This is a genomic window from Pseudomonas sp. W2Aug9 (assembly GCF_023127755.1).
In the GTDB taxonomy this organism is placed as follows: Bacteria; Pseudomonadota; Gammaproteobacteria; order Pseudomonadales; family Pseudomonadaceae; genus Aquipseudomonas; species Aquipseudomonas synxantha_A.
This window is the reverse complement of the sequence record NZ_SPKL01000004.1, coordinates 1-15,945: the sequence shown is the minus strand read 5'-3', so window position 1 is coordinate 15,945 and position 15,945 is coordinate 1. Positions and strand designations below refer to the sequence as shown.

At 59.3% G+C, this 15,945-nt stretch carries 19 protein-coding genes; 10 read left to right on the top strand and 9 right to left on the bottom strand.

The window, feature by feature from the left end; all coding sequences use genetic code 11:
• Nucleotides 1-78: 78 nt before the first annotated feature.
• On the bottom strand, nucleotides 79-273 hold the full coding sequence (locus E3O56_RS02855; RefSeq protein WP_003190284.1) for a hypothetical protein: 195 nt from the start codon (nucleotides 271-273) through the stop codon (nucleotides 79-81).
• 219 nt (nucleotides 274-492) lie between these two features.
• On the bottom strand, nucleotides 493-867 hold the full coding sequence (locus E3O56_RS02850; RefSeq protein WP_078820851.1) for a hypothetical protein: 375 nt from the start codon (nucleotides 865-867) through the stop codon (nucleotides 493-495).
• Nucleotides 868-1,023: 156 nt separating this feature from the next.
• On the opposite strand from E3O56_RS02850, the gene E3O56_RS02845 reads away from it, so the two are divergent.
• On the top strand, nucleotides 1,024-1,842 hold the full coding sequence (locus tag E3O56_RS02845; protein WP_248089531.1) for a shikimate 5-dehydrogenase: 819 nt from the start codon (nucleotides 1,024-1,026) through the stop codon (nucleotides 1,840-1,842).
• A gap of 114 nt (nucleotides 1,843-1,956) precedes the next feature.
• On the opposite strand, the gene E3O56_RS02840 is transcribed toward E3O56_RS02845, so the two are convergent.
• Complete coding sequence (locus E3O56_RS02840; RefSeq protein ID WP_032876803.1) at nucleotides 1,957-2,607, bottom strand: DUF480 domain-containing protein; 651 nt, start codon at nucleotides 2,605-2,607, stop codon at nucleotides 1,957-1,959.
• Between the two features lie 116 nt (nucleotides 2,608-2,723).
• Here E3O56_RS02840 and E3O56_RS02835 point away from each other — a divergent pair, with 116 nt between their 5' ends.
• Nucleotides 2,724-3,233, top strand: coding sequence for a DUF1993 domain-containing protein (locus E3O56_RS02835; RefSeq protein WP_005786889.1), 510 nt, complete (start codon nucleotides 2,724-2,726; stop codon nucleotides 3,231-3,233).
• A gap of 68 nt (nucleotides 3,234-3,301) precedes the next feature.
• Here E3O56_RS02835 and sstT read toward each other — a convergent pair whose 3' ends face one another.
• Entirely contained in the window at nucleotides 3,302-4,522 is a 1,221-nt protein-coding gene (gene sstT, locus E3O56_RS02830) for a serine/threonine transporter SstT (RefSeq protein WP_078820854.1), read from the bottom strand.
• Between the two features lie 241 nt (nucleotides 4,523-4,763).
• Between sstT and E3O56_RS02825 the strand changes: the two genes are divergently transcribed.
• A complete protein-coding gene (locus E3O56_RS02825; protein WP_216091021.1) occupies nucleotides 4,764-5,918 on the top strand; it encodes an MFS transporter in 1,155 nt (384 codons plus the stop codon).
• Between the two features lie 21 nt (nucleotides 5,919-5,939).
• Here the strand turns inward: E3O56_RS02825 and nhaR are convergent, their stop codons facing one another.
• Nucleotides 5,940-6,842: a transcriptional activator NhaR gene (gene nhaR, locus E3O56_RS02820; RefSeq protein WP_032876794.1), complete on the bottom strand. Its 903-nt coding sequence runs from the start codon at nucleotides 6,840-6,842 to the stop codon at nucleotides 5,940-5,942.
• 134 nt (nucleotides 6,843-6,976) lie between these two features.
• Between nhaR and E3O56_RS02815 the strand changes: the two genes are divergently transcribed.
• From E3O56_RS02815 to mnmH, 4 genes are all read left to right on the top strand, one after another.
• A complete protein-coding gene (locus tag E3O56_RS02815; RefSeq protein WP_148854435.1) occupies nucleotides 6,977-7,228 on the top strand; it encodes a hypothetical protein in 252 nt (83 codons plus the stop codon).
• Between the two features lie 31 nt (nucleotides 7,229-7,259).
• Nucleotides 7,260-8,009, top strand: coding sequence for a TerC family protein (locus E3O56_RS02810; RefSeq protein ID WP_005786902.1), 750 nt, complete (start codon nucleotides 7,260-7,262; stop codon nucleotides 8,007-8,009).
• 93 nt (nucleotides 8,010-8,102) lie between these two features.
• Complete coding sequence (selD, locus tag E3O56_RS02805; RefSeq protein ID WP_032876791.1) at nucleotides 8,103-9,137, top strand: selenide, water dikinase SelD; 1,035 nt, start codon at nucleotides 8,103-8,105, stop codon at nucleotides 9,135-9,137.
• Nucleotides 9,137-10,240: a tRNA 2-selenouridine(34) synthase MnmH gene (gene mnmH, locus E3O56_RS02800; protein ID WP_223018810.1), complete on the top strand. Its 1,104-nt coding sequence runs from the start codon at nucleotides 9,137-9,139 to the stop codon at nucleotides 10,238-10,240. Before selD ends, mnmH begins: the two co-directional genes overlap by 1 nt.
• Nucleotides 10,241-10,349: 109 nt before the next feature.
• Here mnmH and E3O56_RS02795 read toward each other — a convergent pair whose 3' ends face one another.
• On the bottom strand, nucleotides 10,350-11,405 hold the full coding sequence (locus E3O56_RS02795; protein WP_032876785.1) for a permease: 1,056 nt from the start codon (nucleotides 11,403-11,405) through the stop codon (nucleotides 10,350-10,352).
• A 58-nt stretch (nucleotides 11,406-11,463) separates the two neighbouring features.
• On the bottom strand, nucleotides 11,464-12,165 hold the full coding sequence (locus tag E3O56_RS02790; RefSeq protein WP_005786910.1) for a hypothetical protein: 702 nt from the start codon (nucleotides 12,163-12,165) through the stop codon (nucleotides 11,464-11,466).
• 252 nt (nucleotides 12,166-12,417) lie between these two features.
• Here E3O56_RS02790 and E3O56_RS02785 point away from each other — a divergent pair, with 252 nt between their 5' ends.
• The 3 genes from E3O56_RS02785 (at nucleotide 12,418) to hemB (ending at nucleotide 15,053) form a co-directional block, all read left to right on the top strand.
• The gene (locus tag E3O56_RS02785) at nucleotides 12,418-13,116 is read left to right on the top strand and encodes a glutathione S-transferase N-terminal domain-containing protein (protein WP_248127799.1); all 699 of its coding nucleotides are present in this window, start codon (nucleotides 12,418-12,420) and stop codon (nucleotides 13,114-13,116) included.
• A gap of 3 nt (nucleotides 13,117-13,119) precedes the next feature.
• Nucleotides 13,120-13,962, top strand: a complete 843-nt coding sequence (locus E3O56_RS02780) for a PhzF family phenazine biosynthesis protein (RefSeq protein ID WP_248127797.1) — start codon at nucleotides 13,120-13,122, stop codon at nucleotides 13,960-13,962.
• A 116-nt stretch (nucleotides 13,963-14,078) separates the two neighbouring features.
• The gene (hemB, locus tag E3O56_RS02775) at nucleotides 14,079-15,053 is read left to right on the top strand and encodes a porphobilinogen synthase (protein WP_248089522.1); all 975 of its coding nucleotides are present in this window, start codon (nucleotides 14,079-14,081) and stop codon (nucleotides 15,051-15,053) included.
• A 75-nt stretch (nucleotides 15,054-15,128) separates the two neighbouring features.
• On the opposite strand, the gene E3O56_RS02770 is transcribed toward hemB, so the two are convergent.
• Both E3O56_RS02770 and E3O56_RS02765 read right to left on the bottom strand, forming a co-directional pair.
• On the bottom strand, nucleotides 15,129-15,431 hold the full coding sequence (locus tag E3O56_RS02770; protein ID WP_078820861.1) for a contact-dependent growth inhibition system immunity protein: 303 nt from the start codon (nucleotides 15,429-15,431) through the stop codon (nucleotides 15,129-15,131).
• On the bottom strand, nucleotides 15,428-15,945 hold a 518-nt coding region (locus tag E3O56_RS02765; RefSeq protein ID WP_348984251.1), incomplete at its 5' end, for an RNase A-like domain-containing protein. The genes E3O56_RS02770 and E3O56_RS02765, both read right to left, overlap by 4 nt.

Below are 15,945 nucleotides of genomic sequence, written 5' to 3'. Positions count from 1 at the left end.
CGCTATGGAGGCCACCTTAAGGGGTGTCGCTATCCAGGAAAAATCACCTGGCTCGATAGTCGACATCAACGCCAGACGTTAATCCACCACCTGGTCGAGCATGTTCACCACTTCGTGTTCACTGAGCAGCCCCTTGCGCACCAGGTTTTCAGCCAACAGCGCCAGGAACTTCGCGCTGCGATGGCCTTCAAGGTGCTTGAGCTCGGTCAAGGCGCTGTAGACCTTGCTGGACGTGCAGAGGCCGGCGGTGCGGTGCGGATTCTGGGTGGGCATGTTCGTTCGTCCTTAATTGTTATTGGTGGACCGGGTCGATAGTGAGACTGTTTTATGACGCAACCATGACAGCGCACGCCTGGGCCGATCAAGAGGATATGCGACTCTTGTACTGTGGGATTGTCGTCATAGCGACATTGGCAGGATTAAACCGGACGTTCCAGGCAAAAAAAGGCCCCGCATGTGGGCGAGGCCTGTTCCACTCAAGTCAATTGAAACTTACCAACCGTGCCGGTAGTAGCCGTGGGGAGGGCCGTAGTAGCCGCGAGGCGGGCCATAATAGCCACGGGGAGGCCCGTAGTAGACCGGCGCCGGGCGATAGTAAACCTGCTGCTGCACGTACACCGGTGGTGGCGGCGCGTAATAGACCGGCGGTGGGGCGGCATACACTGGCTGCGGTTGCACATACACCGGCTGTTGCACATAGACCTCACGAGGCTGGCTGGCAACCACGGAGCCGACGACTGCCGCGCCCACAAGTGCACCCAACACTGCCGGGCCACCCCAACCACCACCGTGGGCGGAGGCTTGGCCGGCCATCGCGAGTGCGCCGATAAGCAAGGCGATTCTGGGGATTTTACGCATCATGGTCATTCCTCGGTTAGCCCCTGCGCTTGTGGTCTGCAATCAATAGACCCAAGGATTGTCGCGGGGATACTTTTAAGACAACGTATTTCAAAAAAACAGCACGGCCAGTAGGTAAAGGTTGTGTAAGGTCTGTACCGATTTGCTTACTTAAAGGAGTTACCCATGCAGATGCATCCCAACAAGGACACCCAGCTGTGCATGTCGCTGTCGGCGCGCCCTGGGAACTTTGGCCTGCGTTTTCATAACCATCTGTATGAACAGCTGGGGCTGAATTTCTACTATAAAGCCTTCAGCAGCCAGGATTTAGCCGGCGCGATCGGTGGCATCCGAGCCTTGGGCGTGCGGGGTTGTGGGGTTTCCATGCCGTTCAAGGAGGCGGCCATCGCGCTGGTGGACGAACTCGACGATTCGGTTCAAGCCATTGACTCGCTGAACACCATCGTCAACACCAACGGTCATCTCAAGGCTTACAACACCGATTACATTGCTGTCGAGCAACTGCTGAAGAAGCACGCCGTGCCGAAAGATTCCACCTTCGCCCTGCGTGGCAGCGGCGGCATGGCCAAGGCGGTGGCCAGCGCCTTGCGTGATGGCGGTTATGCCAGCGGTGTGATCGTAGCGCGCAATGAGGTGGCGGGCCGGGCATTGGCCAGCAACCTGGGGTATGAGTGGCAGGCGGACCTGGGCGACCTGCGTCCACAAATGCTGATCAATGTGACGCCCATTGGTATGACAGGCGGGGCCGAGGCGGATGCATTGGCGTTCGATGCGGGTGCGATTGATCAGGCAGAGACTGTCTTTGATGTGGTGGCGATCCCGGCTGAAACGCCCCTGATCGTGCATGGGCGTGCCAAGGGCAAGCGGGTGATTACCGGGTTGGAAGTGATCGCGATCCAGGCGTTGGAGCAGTTTGTGCTTTATACAGGCGTGCGCCCAACGCAGGAGCAGTTCCAGGCGGCAGTGGCCTTCGCCCGAAGCTAAAGACTTACACAAATCCACTGTGGGGCTTGCTCGCGAATAAGGTGTGTCAGTCAATGGATTCTTAACTGATGCACCACTATCGCAGGCAAGCCAGCTCCCACATGTTTATCTGCGTTATGCCTGTTCCAACTGCGCCAGCCGTTCTTCCAGTGCGGCAATCCGCGCTTCCAGCTCTTCGATCCGTTCCACCGAAACAGCCCCCGCGCTACGCTCTACTGGATTGCCTCGCGCGGTCATGATCGCTTCAATATCCGCCGGATCCCCCAGCGCGTGGGTATACCGATCTTCCCGCTGGCCCGCCTGGCGCGGCACCAATACCGCCAACCCTCGGGCAATCAGGCGTTCCAACTGGTGAACGACCTGCTCGGCATCTTCAAAGTCATGCATACGCCCGCTACGGGTCAGCAACTCGTTGACCGTCTGCGGCCCCCGCAGAAACAGCAACCCGGTCAAGATCACTTGGGCCGGCACCAGTTCCAACGCCTTGTCCACACGGTGTTCCCAGCGGTCGGCACGGCTACCCATCACCAGGCGGGTAAAGCCTTGGCCCTCCAGCGCGCGCAGGCTTTGGCCGACCTGGCCCTGGCTGAGGTTCATCACCGGCTCACGGCTGGTTTTCTGATTGCAGGCCAGCACCAGAGCGTTGAGCGTCAGGGGGTAGGTTTCCGGGTGGGTCGCCTGTTTTTCGATCAGGCAGCCGAGGATGCGGATTTCCGTGCTGTTCAGGCGCGGCTCAGGGGTGTCGGTGTCATGTTCGGCGGTCATCGCGCGTTCCCTATGCAGTGAAGGTCACCAGCGTAATCCTCAAAAAATAAAAGACAAGCGCCGGGCATGGCTATAATCGCCGCTGGTTCCAACCCTGCCATTATCGTGAGACTGACATGACTATTTCCCTGTACGCCGCTTCTATCCCAGTCTTCAAGCAAATGCTCAACGCATTGAGCGATGTGCTGAACAAAGCCGAAGCCCACGCTACTGCAAAGAACATCGAGCCCAATGCCCTGCTGCAAGCGCGCCTGTTCCCGGATATGTTCCCACTGGTGCGCCAGGTACAGATCGCCGTGGACTTCGCCAAAGGCGTGTCGGCACGCCTGGCCGAAATCGAAGTGCCCAAATACGAAGACACTGAAGTCACCTTCGCCGACCTGCAAGCGTTGATCGCCAAGGTCCTGGCGTTTGTCGACACCATCAAGCCCGAGCAGATTGACGGCAAGGAAGGTATCGAGATCGTCACCCGCCCAGGCACCCCGAAAGAGAAGCGCTTCAGCGGCCAGTCCTACCTGCTGACCTACGGCCTGCCGCAGTTCTTCTTCCACGTCACCACCGCTTACGCTCTGCTGCGTCATAACGGTGTGGAAGTGGGCAAGCGCGATTACATGGGCGCGTTCTAAACCGGCAAGCATAAAAAAGCCCGGTGTCGTTCGTGATTGAACGGCACCGGGCTTTTTTTGCGAGGCGTTTAAGCTGCCTGTTCTTCCTTGCCCAGGCAGGCCGCCGCTGTAAACAACACATCGGTAGACGAATTCAGCGCCGTTTCCGCCGAATCCTGCAATACGCCGATGATGAAACCGACGGCCACCACCTGCATGGCGATTTCACTTGGAATGCCGAACAGGCTGCACGCCAGTGGAATCAGCAGCAGCGAGCCGCCCGCTACACCGGAGGCCCCACAGGCGCAAATGGCCGCGACCACGCTGAGCAGCACCGCGGTCGGCAGGTCCACGGCAATCCCGAGGGTGTGCACGGCCGCCAGGCTTAGCACGGTGATGGTGATTGCCGCACCGGCCATATTAATGGTGGCACCGAGCGGGATCGACACCGAATAGGTGTCTTCATGCAGGCCCAGGCGCTTGCTCAACGCCAGGTTGACCGGAATGTTGGCCGCCGAGCTGCGGGTGAAAAATGCAGTAATACCGCTTTCACGCAGGCACATCAGCACCAATGGGTACGGGTTGCGGCGCAGTTTCCAGAACACGATGGCGGGATTGATCACCAGCGCCACGAACACCATGCAGCCGATTAACACCACCAGCAGGTGCGCATAGCCGAGCAAGGCGCCGAAACCGGAGGTGGCCAGGGTCGAGGCCACCAGGCCGAAGATGCCCAGCGGGGCGAAGCGGATGACCACGCGTACGATCAGGGTCACGCCGTTGGACAGGTCGTCCAGCACCGTGCGGGTGGTTTCACCGGCATGGCGAATGGCAACGCCCATGCCGATGGCCCAGGCCAGGATACCGATGAAGTTGGCATTCATCAGTGCGCTGACCGGGTTATCCACCACACTGAGCAACAGGCTTTGCAGTACCTCGCCAATGCCGCCGGGAGCGCTCACCGTGGCGTCATGGGTGGCCAGTACCAGAGAGGAGGGGAACAACGTGCTGGCGACCACTGCGACCACGGCGGCGGAAAAGGTGCCGAGCAGGTACAGGAACAGGATCGGGCGGATATGGGTTTCCTGGCCATGCTTATGGTTGGCAATCGAGGCCATGACCAGCACAAACACCAGGATCGGCGCAACGGCCTTCAGCGCCGTGACAAACACCTTGCCGATAAAGCCCGTGGCGCGTGCGGCCTCGGGGAACAGCAAGGCCAGCACGATCCCGGCGATCAGGCCGATGACAATTTGTGTGACCAGGCTGACGCGCATTAAACGTTGCAACAGGGAAGGGGCAGCAGTCATAAAGAGTTGTCTCTAGTTTTTTTAGTAGGGCACAGCATTGCAGGCAGAAAGTACTGTAGGAAGCAGGCGCGAAGTCTAGCATGCTGTAGGACGCGTCTCGTTCGCTGCGGCATTCCGTCACCCGTTTACGTCGGATTTGGTCAAGTCCCGACATGTTCTGTTAAGATTCACCCCTCTCATCTTTCCTCTCTATCAGCGAGCCCTTCGGGCTGTCGTTGATGTCGCTGTTTCTGGAGTTTGCATGTTGTTCCCTATCTTGCTGCTGTCGGCAGCCGGTTTTACCGTGCTGACCACAGAATTCGTGATCGTCGGCTTGTTGCCCTCGATCGCCCGGGACCTGAATGTCAGTGTGTCCCAGGCCGGGCTGCTGGTGACGCTCTTCGCGTTTACCGTGGCGGCGTTCGGCCCCTTCCTGACCGCCTACTGCGCGCGGTTCCAGCGTAAGCGTCTGTTTATCAGCATCCTGATCATGTTTGCGGTGGCCAATACCGTGGCGGCATTGGCGCCCAATATTTGGATAATGTCCCTGGCTCGCTTGATTCCGGCGTTGGGCTTGCCGGTGTTTTGGGCCTTGGCCAGCGAAACGGCGGTGGACATTGTCGGCCCTGAATTCGCCGGGCGTGCCATTGAAAAAATCGGCTTCGGCATCGTCTGCGCCACCGTGTTCGGGATTCCGGTAGGCACGCTGATTGCCGATATGTTCGGTTGGCGCACCGCCTTTGCAGTGCTTGCGGTGATTGCCCTGGCCAAGGCGTTATTGCTGTTCATTTACCTGCCGGTGACCCAGGCAAAGAACGAGCAAGTCACCTTGCGCTCGCAATTCAAGATCCTGCGCAGCCCGGTGATGCAGGGCCACATCCTGCTGTCGATCCTGGTCTTCAGCGGCATGTTCACCGCCTATACCTACCTGGCGGATATCCTTGAGCGCTTGGCAGGGTTCGACGGCACGCTGGTGGGGTGGTGCCTGATGGGCTTCGGCGCGGTCGGGCTGATCGGCAATTCCCTCGGCGGGCGCGCGGTGGATCGTCACCCCTTGATTGCGTCCATAGTGTTCTGCGGGTTTATGATCGCGGGCATGGTGGCAGTGGTGCCGGCGATTCATTCCACCATTGGCCTGGCGGCAGCGATGGCGGTATGGGGCGTGACCCAGGCGGCGATGTTCCTGGTCAGCCATGTGCGATTGATGAAGGCGGCGCCCCACGCGCCGGCGTTTGCCGCCTCGCTGAATATCGCCGGGGCCAATCTCGGCATTGGCCTGGGTGCAATGGTGGGTGGGCATGTGATTGACACCCTGGGCCTGGGCAGCCTGGGCTTTGCCGCCTCAGGGTTCATCCTGGTGTCGATCCTGCTCGCACTGTGGCTGATGAGCGCCAAACCTCGCGCGGCCAGCGCCTGATCAAAGGGGCGTGCAGTTTTTTCAGGGCAGGGCGGTAAACAACTCGCGTCTTGCCCCTTCGGTAATCGCCACGATGCCGGGGTGCTTGACCTTGCGCTCCACCGAGATCGCATAGAACGACTCGGTCACCGCGTCGGTCTGGCCGATCAGCGCCACGCCGTATTGGCGCACCACCTCATCGGCAATCACGCTGGGGGCGATGAAGATTCCGCTGCCGGATTGCCCAAACGCTTGCATCAACGCACTGTCGTCGAATTCACCGATGATCCGCGGTTGAATCTGCTGCTCGGCAAACCAGCGCTGCAACCGGCTGCGCACTACGGTCTCTGCCCCCGGAATCAATAACGGCGCACCGTGCAAACACTGTGGGAAATCGCCGCCATGCTGGTCAGCCAACGCCTGGGTGGCGAAAAAACTGATGCCGCATTCCCCCAGTTTCTGGCTGTAGCCCTTGATATCCAGATGGCTCGGCATCGGGCTGTCGGAAATCACCAGGTCCAGGCGCTGGATCGCCAGGTCGGCGAGTAAACGTTCGAGTTTGTCTTCGCGGCAGGTGATGCGCAGCGGTTCGCTCAGCTCCATGGTGGGGGCGATCAGGCGGTAGACGATGGATTTTGGCACCACATCCGCCACGCCGACCCTGAACGGGATCTGTTGCTCATCGGGCTGGGCGCGCAGCATCGTCTCAAGTTCGTTGCCCGTCTGGAACATCTGCTCGGCGTAGGGCAGCGCCTGGCGCCCGGCTTCGGTCAGCTCAAGCTGGCGCCCCACCCGCTGAAACAGAGCAATGCCAAAGGTTTGCTCCAATAGGCTGATCTGCCCGCTGATGGTCTGGGGCGTGAGGTTCAGCTGTTCGCAGGCACGCACGATGCTCCCAGTCTTGGCCACCACCCAGAAGTAATGCAGTTGTCGATAATTGAGCATCGGGGTCTACACTTCGTAAAAATCGAAGTATACGCGAGAAAAATACGAATTTTCCTGAACTGTTCACCTGCATAGAATGCATCGCTATCGCGGGGCCACTATTTGGACCCAATGGTTCTAATGAGGAATACAGCATGAAACTCAATTCCCTGGGCGCGGCGTCGCTGCTTGCGCTTTCATTGGTGATGGTCGGCGGTTGTGATCAGGTCGAGAAAAGCGCGCAGCAAGTGTTGGGCAAAGCCAGCGAATCGGCCAAGCAAGCGATCGATGACACCCAGAAGGCTGCCGAACAGGCATTGAGTGAAGCGACCCAGGGCTTGATCAATCCGCAGAAGAAAGATGATCAGGAAGAAAAAGACGCTGAATCGAACACCCAAGAAACCTAATTTCCAAGCACTACCACGTCAGGACTGACCTATGGATTACCTTTTACAACTGGCCGCCAGCCCCACCGCCTGGGTCGCACTGGCTACCTTGATCGTCATGGAAATCGTGCTGGGCATCGATAACCTGATCTTTATCTCGATCCTCACCAACAAACTACCCGAGCAGCACCGGGCCAAGGCGCGGCGCATCGGTATCAGCATGGCGCTGGTATTGCGCCTGGGCCTGTTGAGCACCATCGCCTTCATCGTGCAGTTGACGGCGCCGGTGTTTGAAGTGTTCGGCCAGGCGTTCTCCTGGAAGGACATGATCCTGATCGCCGGTGGCCTGTTCCTGGTGTGGAAGGCAACCACCGAAATCCATCACAGCATGGACCCGGAGCCTGAAGAGAAAGCAACGGTTGGCAACACCGTGGCCATCGGCTTCGCGGCGGCCATCGGGCAGATCCTGTTGCTCGACCTGGTGTTCTCCATCGACAGCATCATCACGGCCGTGGGCATGACCGAGCACTTGCCGATCATGATCATTGCCGTAGTGACCTCGGTGATTGTGATGCTGGTGGCGGCCGAACCGTTGGCCAAGTTCATCAATGACAACCCGACCGTGGTGATGCTGGCCCTGGGCTTTTTGATCATGATCGGCATGACGCTGATCGCCGAAGGCTTCGGCGCCCACGTGCCAAAAGGCTACGTGTATGCGGCCATGGCGTTCTCGGCGGCTATCGAATGCCTGAACATCGCGCGGCGTAACCGCCACAAGCGTTTGCTCGCTGCCCGCGAGTAACCGCTGACCCAAAAGGCCGGCTGCGCTCACAAGAGCCCAGCCGGCCTTTTGCTGTCTGTTAGAATCGGCCCACTTGATAGCTTGAGGTCTTCCATGAACGAGCCGATTCGCCTTACCCAGTACAGCCACGGTGCGGGTTGCGGCTGCAAGATTTCGCCCCAGGTGTTGGAGGTGATCCTTGCCGGCAGTGGCGCACAGAACCTGGACCCCAACCTGTGGGTGGGCAACGCTTCACGCGATGATGCGGCGGTATACGCCATTGACGACGAGCGCGGCGTGGTCTCCACCACGGACTTTTTCATGCCGATAGTCGACGATCCCTTCGACTTCGGCCGCATCGCTGCCACCAATGCCATCAGCGACATTTATGCCATGGGCGGCGACCCCTTGATGGCCATCGCTATTCTTGGCTGGCCGGTCAACGTGCTGGCGCCGGAGATTGCCCGCGAAGTCATCCGCGGGGGCCGTTCGGTGTGCGACGCTGCCGGTATCCCGCTGGCGGGTGGGCATTCCATTGACGCCCCGGAGCCGATCTTTGGCCTGGCCGTTACCGGGATCGTGCAAAAGCGCCACATGAAGCGCAACGACACTGCCACTGCCGGCTGCAAGCTGTACCTGACCAAGCCTTTGGGCATCGGTATCCTCACCACCGCCGAAAAGAAGGGCAAGTTGCGCGAGGCCGACGTCGGCCTGGCCCGTGACTGGATGTGCACCCTCAACAAGCCTGGCAGCCGTTTCGGCAAGTTGGCCGGTGTCACTGCGATGACAGACGTTACCGGTTTCGGCCTGCTCGGCCACTTGGTGGAAATGGCTGACGGCAGTGGCCTGACGGCCCGCATCGAGTATGCAAAAGTCCCACGTCTGCCAGGGGTTGAGTACTACCTGGACCAGGGCTGCGTGCCGGGCGGCACCTTGCGCAACTTCGAGAGCTACGCCAGCAAGCTCGGGCGCGTGCAGGAGTTGCACAAGCGCGTACTGTGCGACCCACAGACCAGCGGTGGCCTGCTGATCGCCGTCACCCCCGAAGGCGATAGCGAGTTTCACGCGGTAGCCGCCGAACTGGGCCTGAACCTTGAGCCAATCGGCGAACTGCTTGAGCGACAGACCAACGCGGTAGAGGTGATTTGATGGCAACTGACATCACCGATTACCGCGACATCTTCCTTAATGACAGGCCGATGATGGATACCCGCGCGCCGGTCGAATTCGTCAAGGGCGCGTTCCCCGGCGTGGTCAACCTGCCGCTGATGACCGACGACGAGCGCCAGCGGGTGGGCACCTGTTACAAGCAGCAAGGCCAGCAAGCTGCAATCGTCCTGGGCCATGAGCTGGTCTCTGGATCGATCAAGGCCGAGCGCATCGAGCAATGGGCGCAGTTTGCCCAGGCTAATCCGGATGGCTACCTGTACTGCTTTCGTGGTGGGCTGCGTTCGCAGATCGTGCAGCAATGGTTGAAAACCGAAGCGGGCATCGAGTATCCGCGTGTCGGCGGTGGCTACAAGGCAATGCGTACGTTCCTGCTGGAGACCCTGGAACAGACGACCGCTGAATGCGATTTCGTGCTGCTTGGCGGTATGACCGGTACCGGCAAGACCGAGGTATTGGGTCAACTGCGCAACGCCCTGGACCTGGAGGGCCATGCCAACCATCGGGGTTCCAGCTTCGGCAAGCGTGCCACCGCGCAACCGTCCAATATCGACTTCGAGAACCGCCTGGCGGTGGACCTGTTGAAGAAACGCGCAGCGGGCATTGGCCAGTTCGTGGTCGAAGACGAGAGCCGCATGATCGGCAGCTGTGCGCTGCCACTGCCATTGCACAAGGGGATGCAGACGTTTGCGATGGTGTGGCTGGAAGACAGCGTTGAGGGCCGCGTCGAGCGCATCCTGAAGGATTACGTGGTCGACCTGTGCGCCGAGTTCATTGACGTGTTTGGTGAACGCGGCCAGCTATTATTTGCCGAGCGCCTGACCCAAAGCCTGGCCAATATTCACAAGCGTCTGGGCGGTGAACGTTTCCAGCGGCTGCAGGCGATTTTGCAGGACGCCCTGGCAGAACAGGCGCGCAGCGGTGCAGTGGACCTGCACCGCGTGTGGATCGAAGGCTTGTTGCGCGAGTATTACGACCCGATGTATGCGTTCCAGCGCGAGAGCAAAGGCGCGCGGATCGAGTTTGCCGGGGAGCAAGAGGCGGTGGTGGAATATTTGCGTGAACGAGCAGCTCGGGTGGGGTGATCTTTCGGACGCCATCGCAGGCAAGCCAGCTCCCACCTTTTGAAGTGTGAATACATACAAAGGTGGGAGCTGGCTTGCCTGCGATGAGGCCATCAGCCCCACTGAAAATCTAAAGAATCACCGCCCCAATCAACCCACACACCACTCCCACCAGCATGGTCAACCCGGCCACCGTCACCAGTACCCGTGCATCGAAATCCTTGCGCAGCATCAGCAGCGACGGCAGGCTCACGCTCGGCAGGGTCATCAGCAGGGCAACGGCCGGGCCGGTGCCCATGCCCAGGGTCATCATGGTTTGTACGATGGGTATTTCTGCCGCTGTAGGAATCACGAATAACGTACCGACGATCGCCAGCGGCACCAGCCACACCAGGCTGTTGGCCATCGCCCCGTCCACATGGGGGAACAGCCACACCCTTGCTGCACCGAGGATCAATACCGCCAGAATGTACACCGGGATGGTGCTCCAGAACAGTTGCCACAAGGTGCGCAACCAACGGCTCAGGAAGGGTTGCGACTCCAGGGTGCTTACTTCGGCGACAGCCTCCAGCGCCGCTTCCGGCACTTGATCAGGGCGCGCGATACGCTGCGCTACCAGAGACACCCCCACCACCAACACAATCCCGGCCACCAGCCGCAGCGCGGTAAAGTCCCAGCCCAGCACAAACCCCATGAACACCAGCGTGGCCGGGTTCAACACCGGGTTGGCAATCCAGAACGCCAGCGCCGCGCCCACCGACACCTGCTGACGGCGCATGCCCGCCGCCACTGGCGCTGCACAGCAACTGCACATCATTCCCGGCAAGGCAAATAGCCCGCCGCGCAGGGTCGAGCCCAGCCCGGCGCGGCCAAACAGGCGCAGCAGCCAGTCGCGAGGGATCAGTACTTGCAGTAATGAACCGAGGATCACCGCCAGCACTGCGGCTTTCCAGATCGCCAGGAAATACACTTGGGCGTAGGCCAGCGCCGCTGTCAGGGGCGAGCTTTGCTGGTCATTGAGAATCGAGGCGCCAATGCTGTGGTTGTCCGCCGCTACAAACGCCTTGAGGTAGTAGGGCGACCATTTCACATAGTAGAGGCCGATGCAGGCCACCAGCAGAAACAGGGCAGGCTTGTACCAGAACGACCAGCCCCGATTGGGCTGGGAGGACGCGAGGTTGGACATGAAGAGGATCCGCAGGTGAGTCGATAGCCGGGCATCATACGCCCCTGCGGCTCACGCTTCAGATATCTGCACTGACCTGGGTCGGATCCGGGCAGGTTTCATCGCCGTTATTCAGCCCCTGCTTATAGTTGCGACTGAGCAGCGAGGCCTTGCCGTTGTGCCAGGTCAGCGTCAATACGTACAGGGAGTCATAGTCATTGCCAGACCAGTCATCGGTGAGGGTGTGCTTTTCTCCGGACGCTTCGCTGGCGACTTTGTTGATCAGCTCCGGCAGATAACCATGGGACCAGGCCGTGTAGATCGTCGCGTTGCGGTACTTGTCCTCGACCAGTTCTTCGGCCAGGGCGCTGGTGTCATTCGCTGAGAATTCGATGTTCACCGGTAGGCCAAGCTTGATCGCGCTGGGGCTGATGGTAATCAGTGGGCGAATGTAGCTGTAGGAATTGTCCAGTTCGCCTTCCTCGACATTGCGTGTCGGGTTGGCGGCAAACACGTAGTTGGCCTTGCCAAACTTCTCCGGCAGGACAGTAGCCAGGTTCATGGCACGGTTCAGGCCCTGGCAATTGAGCTGGCCCAGGCCACCGGCCGGTTTTTCGCCGTGGCGCAGGAATACCAGGGTTTGCACGCCGTCCACGGGTTGGGCACGGCTTTCACGGGCGTCGAGAGCGGTGACGATGGCCGCGCTGACCAGCAGCAGCGGCAACATCATGTATGAATAACGTTTGAATCGTTGCACAAGGCGCAGAGGCTTGATCTTCATTATAGGTTCGAGTCTTCGTGCGTCGGGTTAAGGCGGACAGGCCCGGCCCCAGTGACGCGGCAAGCGTCCTGCGGTATTCCCTGTCGATATAGCAAGGTGCCTCCATTTACCCTTCGGGCGCTCTTAAGAGTGCAATCGGGCGTTTTGGTTCGCCCAGAGGGGATACTAGTGGGCAAATGTTGCGCAACGATGACCCATGCACGGTGGCGGGCAGATGACTATCATGAGGGCTTTCCGTCCAGGGGGTTCTCGATGAACGCACTCGCCGCTTTCCCGATCAACAGCAAATGGCCTGCCCAGCACCCGGATCGCCTGCAGTTGTATTCGTTGCCCACGCCCAACGGCGTCAAGGTGTCGATCATGCTCGAAGAACTGGGGCTGCCCTATGAAGCGCACAAGGTCAGTTTCGACACTCAGGATCAGATGTCCCCGGAGTTCATGTCCCTGAACCCCAACAACAAGATCCCCGCGATCATTGATCCTAACGGCCCGAGCGTGCAGCCGCTGGCGCTGTTCGAGTCCGGCGCGATCCTGATCTACCTGGCGGAAAAGACCAGCCAGTTGCTTTCCGAAGACCCGGCCACCCGCTATGAAACCCTGCAGTGGCTGATGTTCCAGATGGCCGGGATCGGCCCGATGTTCGGCCAGGTGGGGTTCTTCAACAAGTTCGCCGGCAAGGCTTATGAAGACAAGCGCCCGCGTGACCGCTACGCCGCTGAAGCCCGGCGCTTGCTGGGCGTTCTGGAAAAACGCCTGCTGGGTCGCACCTGGATCATGGGGGACGAGTACAGCATTGCCGACATCGCCACTTTCCCCTGGATTCGCAACCTGATCGGTTTCTACGAATCCGGCGACCTGGTGGGCATTGCCGATTTCCCTAACGTACTGCGCGCATTGGACGGCTTTGTCGCACGTCCGGCGGTCATCCGTGGCCTGAATATTCCGAGCTGAAGCATGCCGACTTTCGAGTTCCAACAACTGGATGTATTCAGCCGCGTACCGCTTAAAGGTAACCCGTTGGCCGTGGTGCTCGGCGCCGATAGCCTCACTGACCAACAGATGGCCGACTTTGCCAACTGGACCAATCTCAGCGAAACCACGTTTTTGCTGACACCCAGGGATCCACGGGCCGACTACCGCGTACGCATTTTCACCACCCTCACGGAACTGCCGTTTGCCGGCCACCCGACGTTGGGCAGTTGCCACGCCTGGTTGCAGGCCGGTGGCGTACCCCGAGGCGAGGAGATTGTTCAGGAGTGCGAAATCGGTCTGGTGCGCATCCGCCGCCAAGGTGATGAACTGGCGTTTATCGCGCCGCCGTTGTTGCGTGCAGGGGCCGTGGAGGCTCCGTTGCTGGAACGCGTGCGTCTGGCATTGAAGCTGGCGCCCGAGGCGATTGTGCGCAGCCAGTGGGTCGACAATGGTGCCGGGTGGCTGGCGGTGATGCTGGCTGATCGTGACGCGGTGCTCGCGTTGCAACCGGACTATGCGCAACTGCTGGGCCTGGCCGTGGGGGTGATCGCTCCCTGTGATCCGGTGCGTGACGCGGTAGACGCGCAATTTGAAGTGCGCGCCTTTATCGCTGGCGACGGCGCCCCTGAAGACCCGGCCACCGGCAGTTTGAACGCAGGTGTTGCCCAATGGCTGCTCGCCGAGGGCTTGGCGCCCAGCCGTTATGTGGTCAGCCAAGGCACGGCGATGGGGCGAGCAGGGCGTATTCACATCGAGCGCCAGGGCGATGAGGTGTGGGTCGGCGGCGCCGTAGCGCTGTGTATCCAAGGGCAGCTACAGCTCTAGATCAATAAATTGTTACGCGCCTGGCAATACACTATTGGCCCCTTGGCATTTGTGTTGCCGGGACTTGGGGGCATAAGCTTTGGCCCCAAAGATTTCAGCCATTTTTCAGGAAAGCCATGACCAGTCAGTTCCCCCAAGCCCGCCCACGTCGCCTGCGCCGCTCCCCGCAACTGCGTGGCTTGTTCCAGGAAAGCGAATTCACCCTTAACGACCTGGTGTTGCCGATCTTCGTTGAAGAAGAAATTGACGATTTCGTACCGATTACCAGTATGCCGGGCGTGCTGCGTATCCCGGAGAAGAAACTGGCCGGCGAGATCGAGCGTTACGCCCGTGCCGGCATCAAGTCGGTAATGACCTTCGGCGTGTCCCACCACCTCGACGCCAACGGCAGCGATACCTGGAAAGAGCGCGGCCTGGTTTCGCGCATGTCCTCGATCATCAAGGACGCAGTGCCGGAAATGATTGTGATGTCCGACACCTGCTTCTGCGAATACACCAACCACGGCCATTGCGGCGTGATGCACGGTGCCCATGTCGACAACGACGCAACCCTGGTCAACCTCGGCAAACAAGCTGTGGCCGCTGCCCGCGCCGGCGCCGACGTGATCGCTCCGTCCGCCGCCATGGACGGCCAGGTCCAGGCCATCCGCCGTGCCCTCGACGACGCCGGTTTCACCCACATCCCGATCATGGCCTACTCGACCAAATTCGCCTCGGCCCTTTACGGCCCCTTCCGCGAAGCGGGCGGCAGCGCCCTCAAGGGCGACCGCAAAAGCTACCAGATGAACCCGATGAACCGCCGCGAAGCCGTGCGCGAATCGCTGCTGGACGAACAGGAAGGTGCCGATGCGCTGATGGTCAAGCCAGCCGGGGCTTACCTCGACATCATCCGCGACATCCGCGAGGCGTCACGCCTGCCGGTGGCGGCATATCAGGTGAGCGGTGAGTACGCGATGATCAAGTTTGGCGCACAGGCGGGGGCGATTGATGAGGATCGAGTGGTGCGCGAGACATTGGGGTCGATCAAGCGGGCGGGGGCGGATTTGATTTTTACCTACTTTGCGATGGATTTGGCGTTGGCGGGGATCTAAAGGCATCTCTGAACCTGTGGCGAGCGAGCTTGCTCGCGCGGGGCTGCCTAGCAGCCCCGTATCTCGGCCAGAAAATTATTTAATGGCGTTCTTTAATGCTAAGGCAACATGGTTTAACCACGTTTCCCCATCATTCCATTCATTAGGGTAATAGTAATAACAGCCGATATCAGAGAGTAAAAAGTCTTGAAGCTCTTGCTCTGTTTTTTTGGCTGATACCAGTTTTTCTAGCTCTAATAGCACTATTACTATCGTATCTTCAGACGATTCCGAGATAAAAAAATCAATTACGTCGTTTGCGCTTTTGTGATCATCAACCCAATCTTGATTGAAGTACCCAGCAAGAAATTGCTGTAGCTCGGGGTAGTCTTTGTTCATGGGTTTGGAAAGCCTGTGTGAATTCGATATCCAGTATGCATTTTTTGGTCTCTGCGAATAATTAAGTAAATTTCTTTTCCGGGTACAGATGTCGTAGTGTTCTTTCTGAAACTTGTGCCTATTGGCTCTTGGGATGGTTGAGTGATGACTATCTGCTGGTTGTTTCCTTGTAGGAAGTCTTTGATTTTGTCTTGATTGTTATCCAATACCTTTGAAATGGCGAGTTCAGCTGTTGCGCGATCATGAAAAGTAGAGGCTGCCGGGATATGTGGTTCCCGCCTCAAGCGGTCAAGCAATTGTTGATCCGTTCTACCGACATGCTTTTCCATAAGATGTCCTCCTGCCGCCTCATGTGCGGCTAAACCTCCTCCTGGAACGATTACGCTATAAGGCCCTTCAGGGCAGCTTGTTTTTTTACAGCTTAGTCCCAGCGGATCCACCCACCCTGTGGGATTGGGCACGTACTGGTACGCGTTGATCCCGCCCGCCAACTTCACCGGGTCCGGCGTCAGAT

Coding starts and splice junctions, on each gene's coding strand:
- E3O56_RS02810 (WP_005786902.1), top strand. CDS start 7,260: ATGGATTACCTTTTACAACTGGCCGCCAGCCCCACCGCCTGGGTCGCA.
- E3O56_RS02815 (WP_148854435.1), top strand. CDS start 6,977: ATGAAACTCAATTCCCTGGGCGCGGCGTCGCTGCTTGCGCTTTCATTG.
- E3O56_RS02790 (WP_005786910.1), bottom strand. CDS start 12,165: ATGAAGATCAAGCCTCTGCGCCTTGTGCAACGATTCAAACGTTATTCA.
- E3O56_RS02855 (WP_003190284.1), bottom strand. CDS start 273: ATGCCCACCCAGAATCCGCACCGCACCGCCGGCCTCTGCACGTCCAGC.
- mnmH (WP_223018810.1), top strand. CDS start 9,137: ATGGCAACTGACATCACCGATTACCGCGACATCTTCCTTAATGACAGG.
- E3O56_RS02850 (WP_078820851.1), bottom strand. CDS start 867: ATGACCATGATGCGTAAAATCCCCAGAATCGCCTTGCTTATCGGCGCA.
- E3O56_RS02845 (WP_248089531.1), top strand. CDS start 1,024: ATGCAGATGCATCCCAACAAGGACACCCAGCTGTGCATGTCGCTGTCG.
- E3O56_RS02780 (WP_248127797.1), top strand. CDS start 13,120: ATGCCGACTTTCGAGTTCCAACAACTGGATGTATTCAGCCGCGTACCG.
- nhaR (WP_032876794.1), bottom strand. CDS start 6,842: ATGCTCAATTATCGACAACTGCATTACTTCTGGGTGGTGGCCAAGACT.
- E3O56_RS02825 (WP_216091021.1), top strand. CDS start 4,764: ATGTTGTTCCCTATCTTGCTGCTGTCGGCAGCCGGTTTTACCGTGCTG.
- sstT (WP_078820854.1), bottom strand. CDS start 4,522: ATGACTGCTGCCCCTTCCCTGTTGCAACGTTTAATGCGCGTCAGCCTG.
- E3O56_RS02795 (WP_032876785.1), bottom strand. CDS start 11,405: ATGTCCAACCTCGCGTCCTCCCAGCCCAATCGGGGCTGGTCGTTCTGG.
- E3O56_RS02770 (WP_078820861.1), bottom strand. CDS start 15,431: ATGAACAAAGACTACCCCGAGCTACAGCAATTTCTTGCTGGGTACTTC.
- E3O56_RS02835 (WP_005786889.1), top strand. CDS start 2,724: ATGACTATTTCCCTGTACGCCGCTTCTATCCCAGTCTTCAAGCAAATG.
- selD (WP_032876791.1), top strand. CDS start 8,103: ATGAACGAGCCGATTCGCCTTACCCAGTACAGCCACGGTGCGGGTTGC.
- E3O56_RS02785 (WP_248127799.1), top strand. CDS start 12,418: ATGAACGCACTCGCCGCTTTCCCGATCAACAGCAAATGGCCTGCCCAG.
- E3O56_RS02840 (WP_032876803.1), bottom strand. CDS start 2,607: ATGACCGCCGAACATGACACCGACACCCCTGAGCCGCGCCTGAACAGC.
- hemB (WP_248089522.1), top strand. CDS start 14,079: ATGACCAGTCAGTTCCCCCAAGCCCGCCCACGTCGCCTGCGCCGCTCC.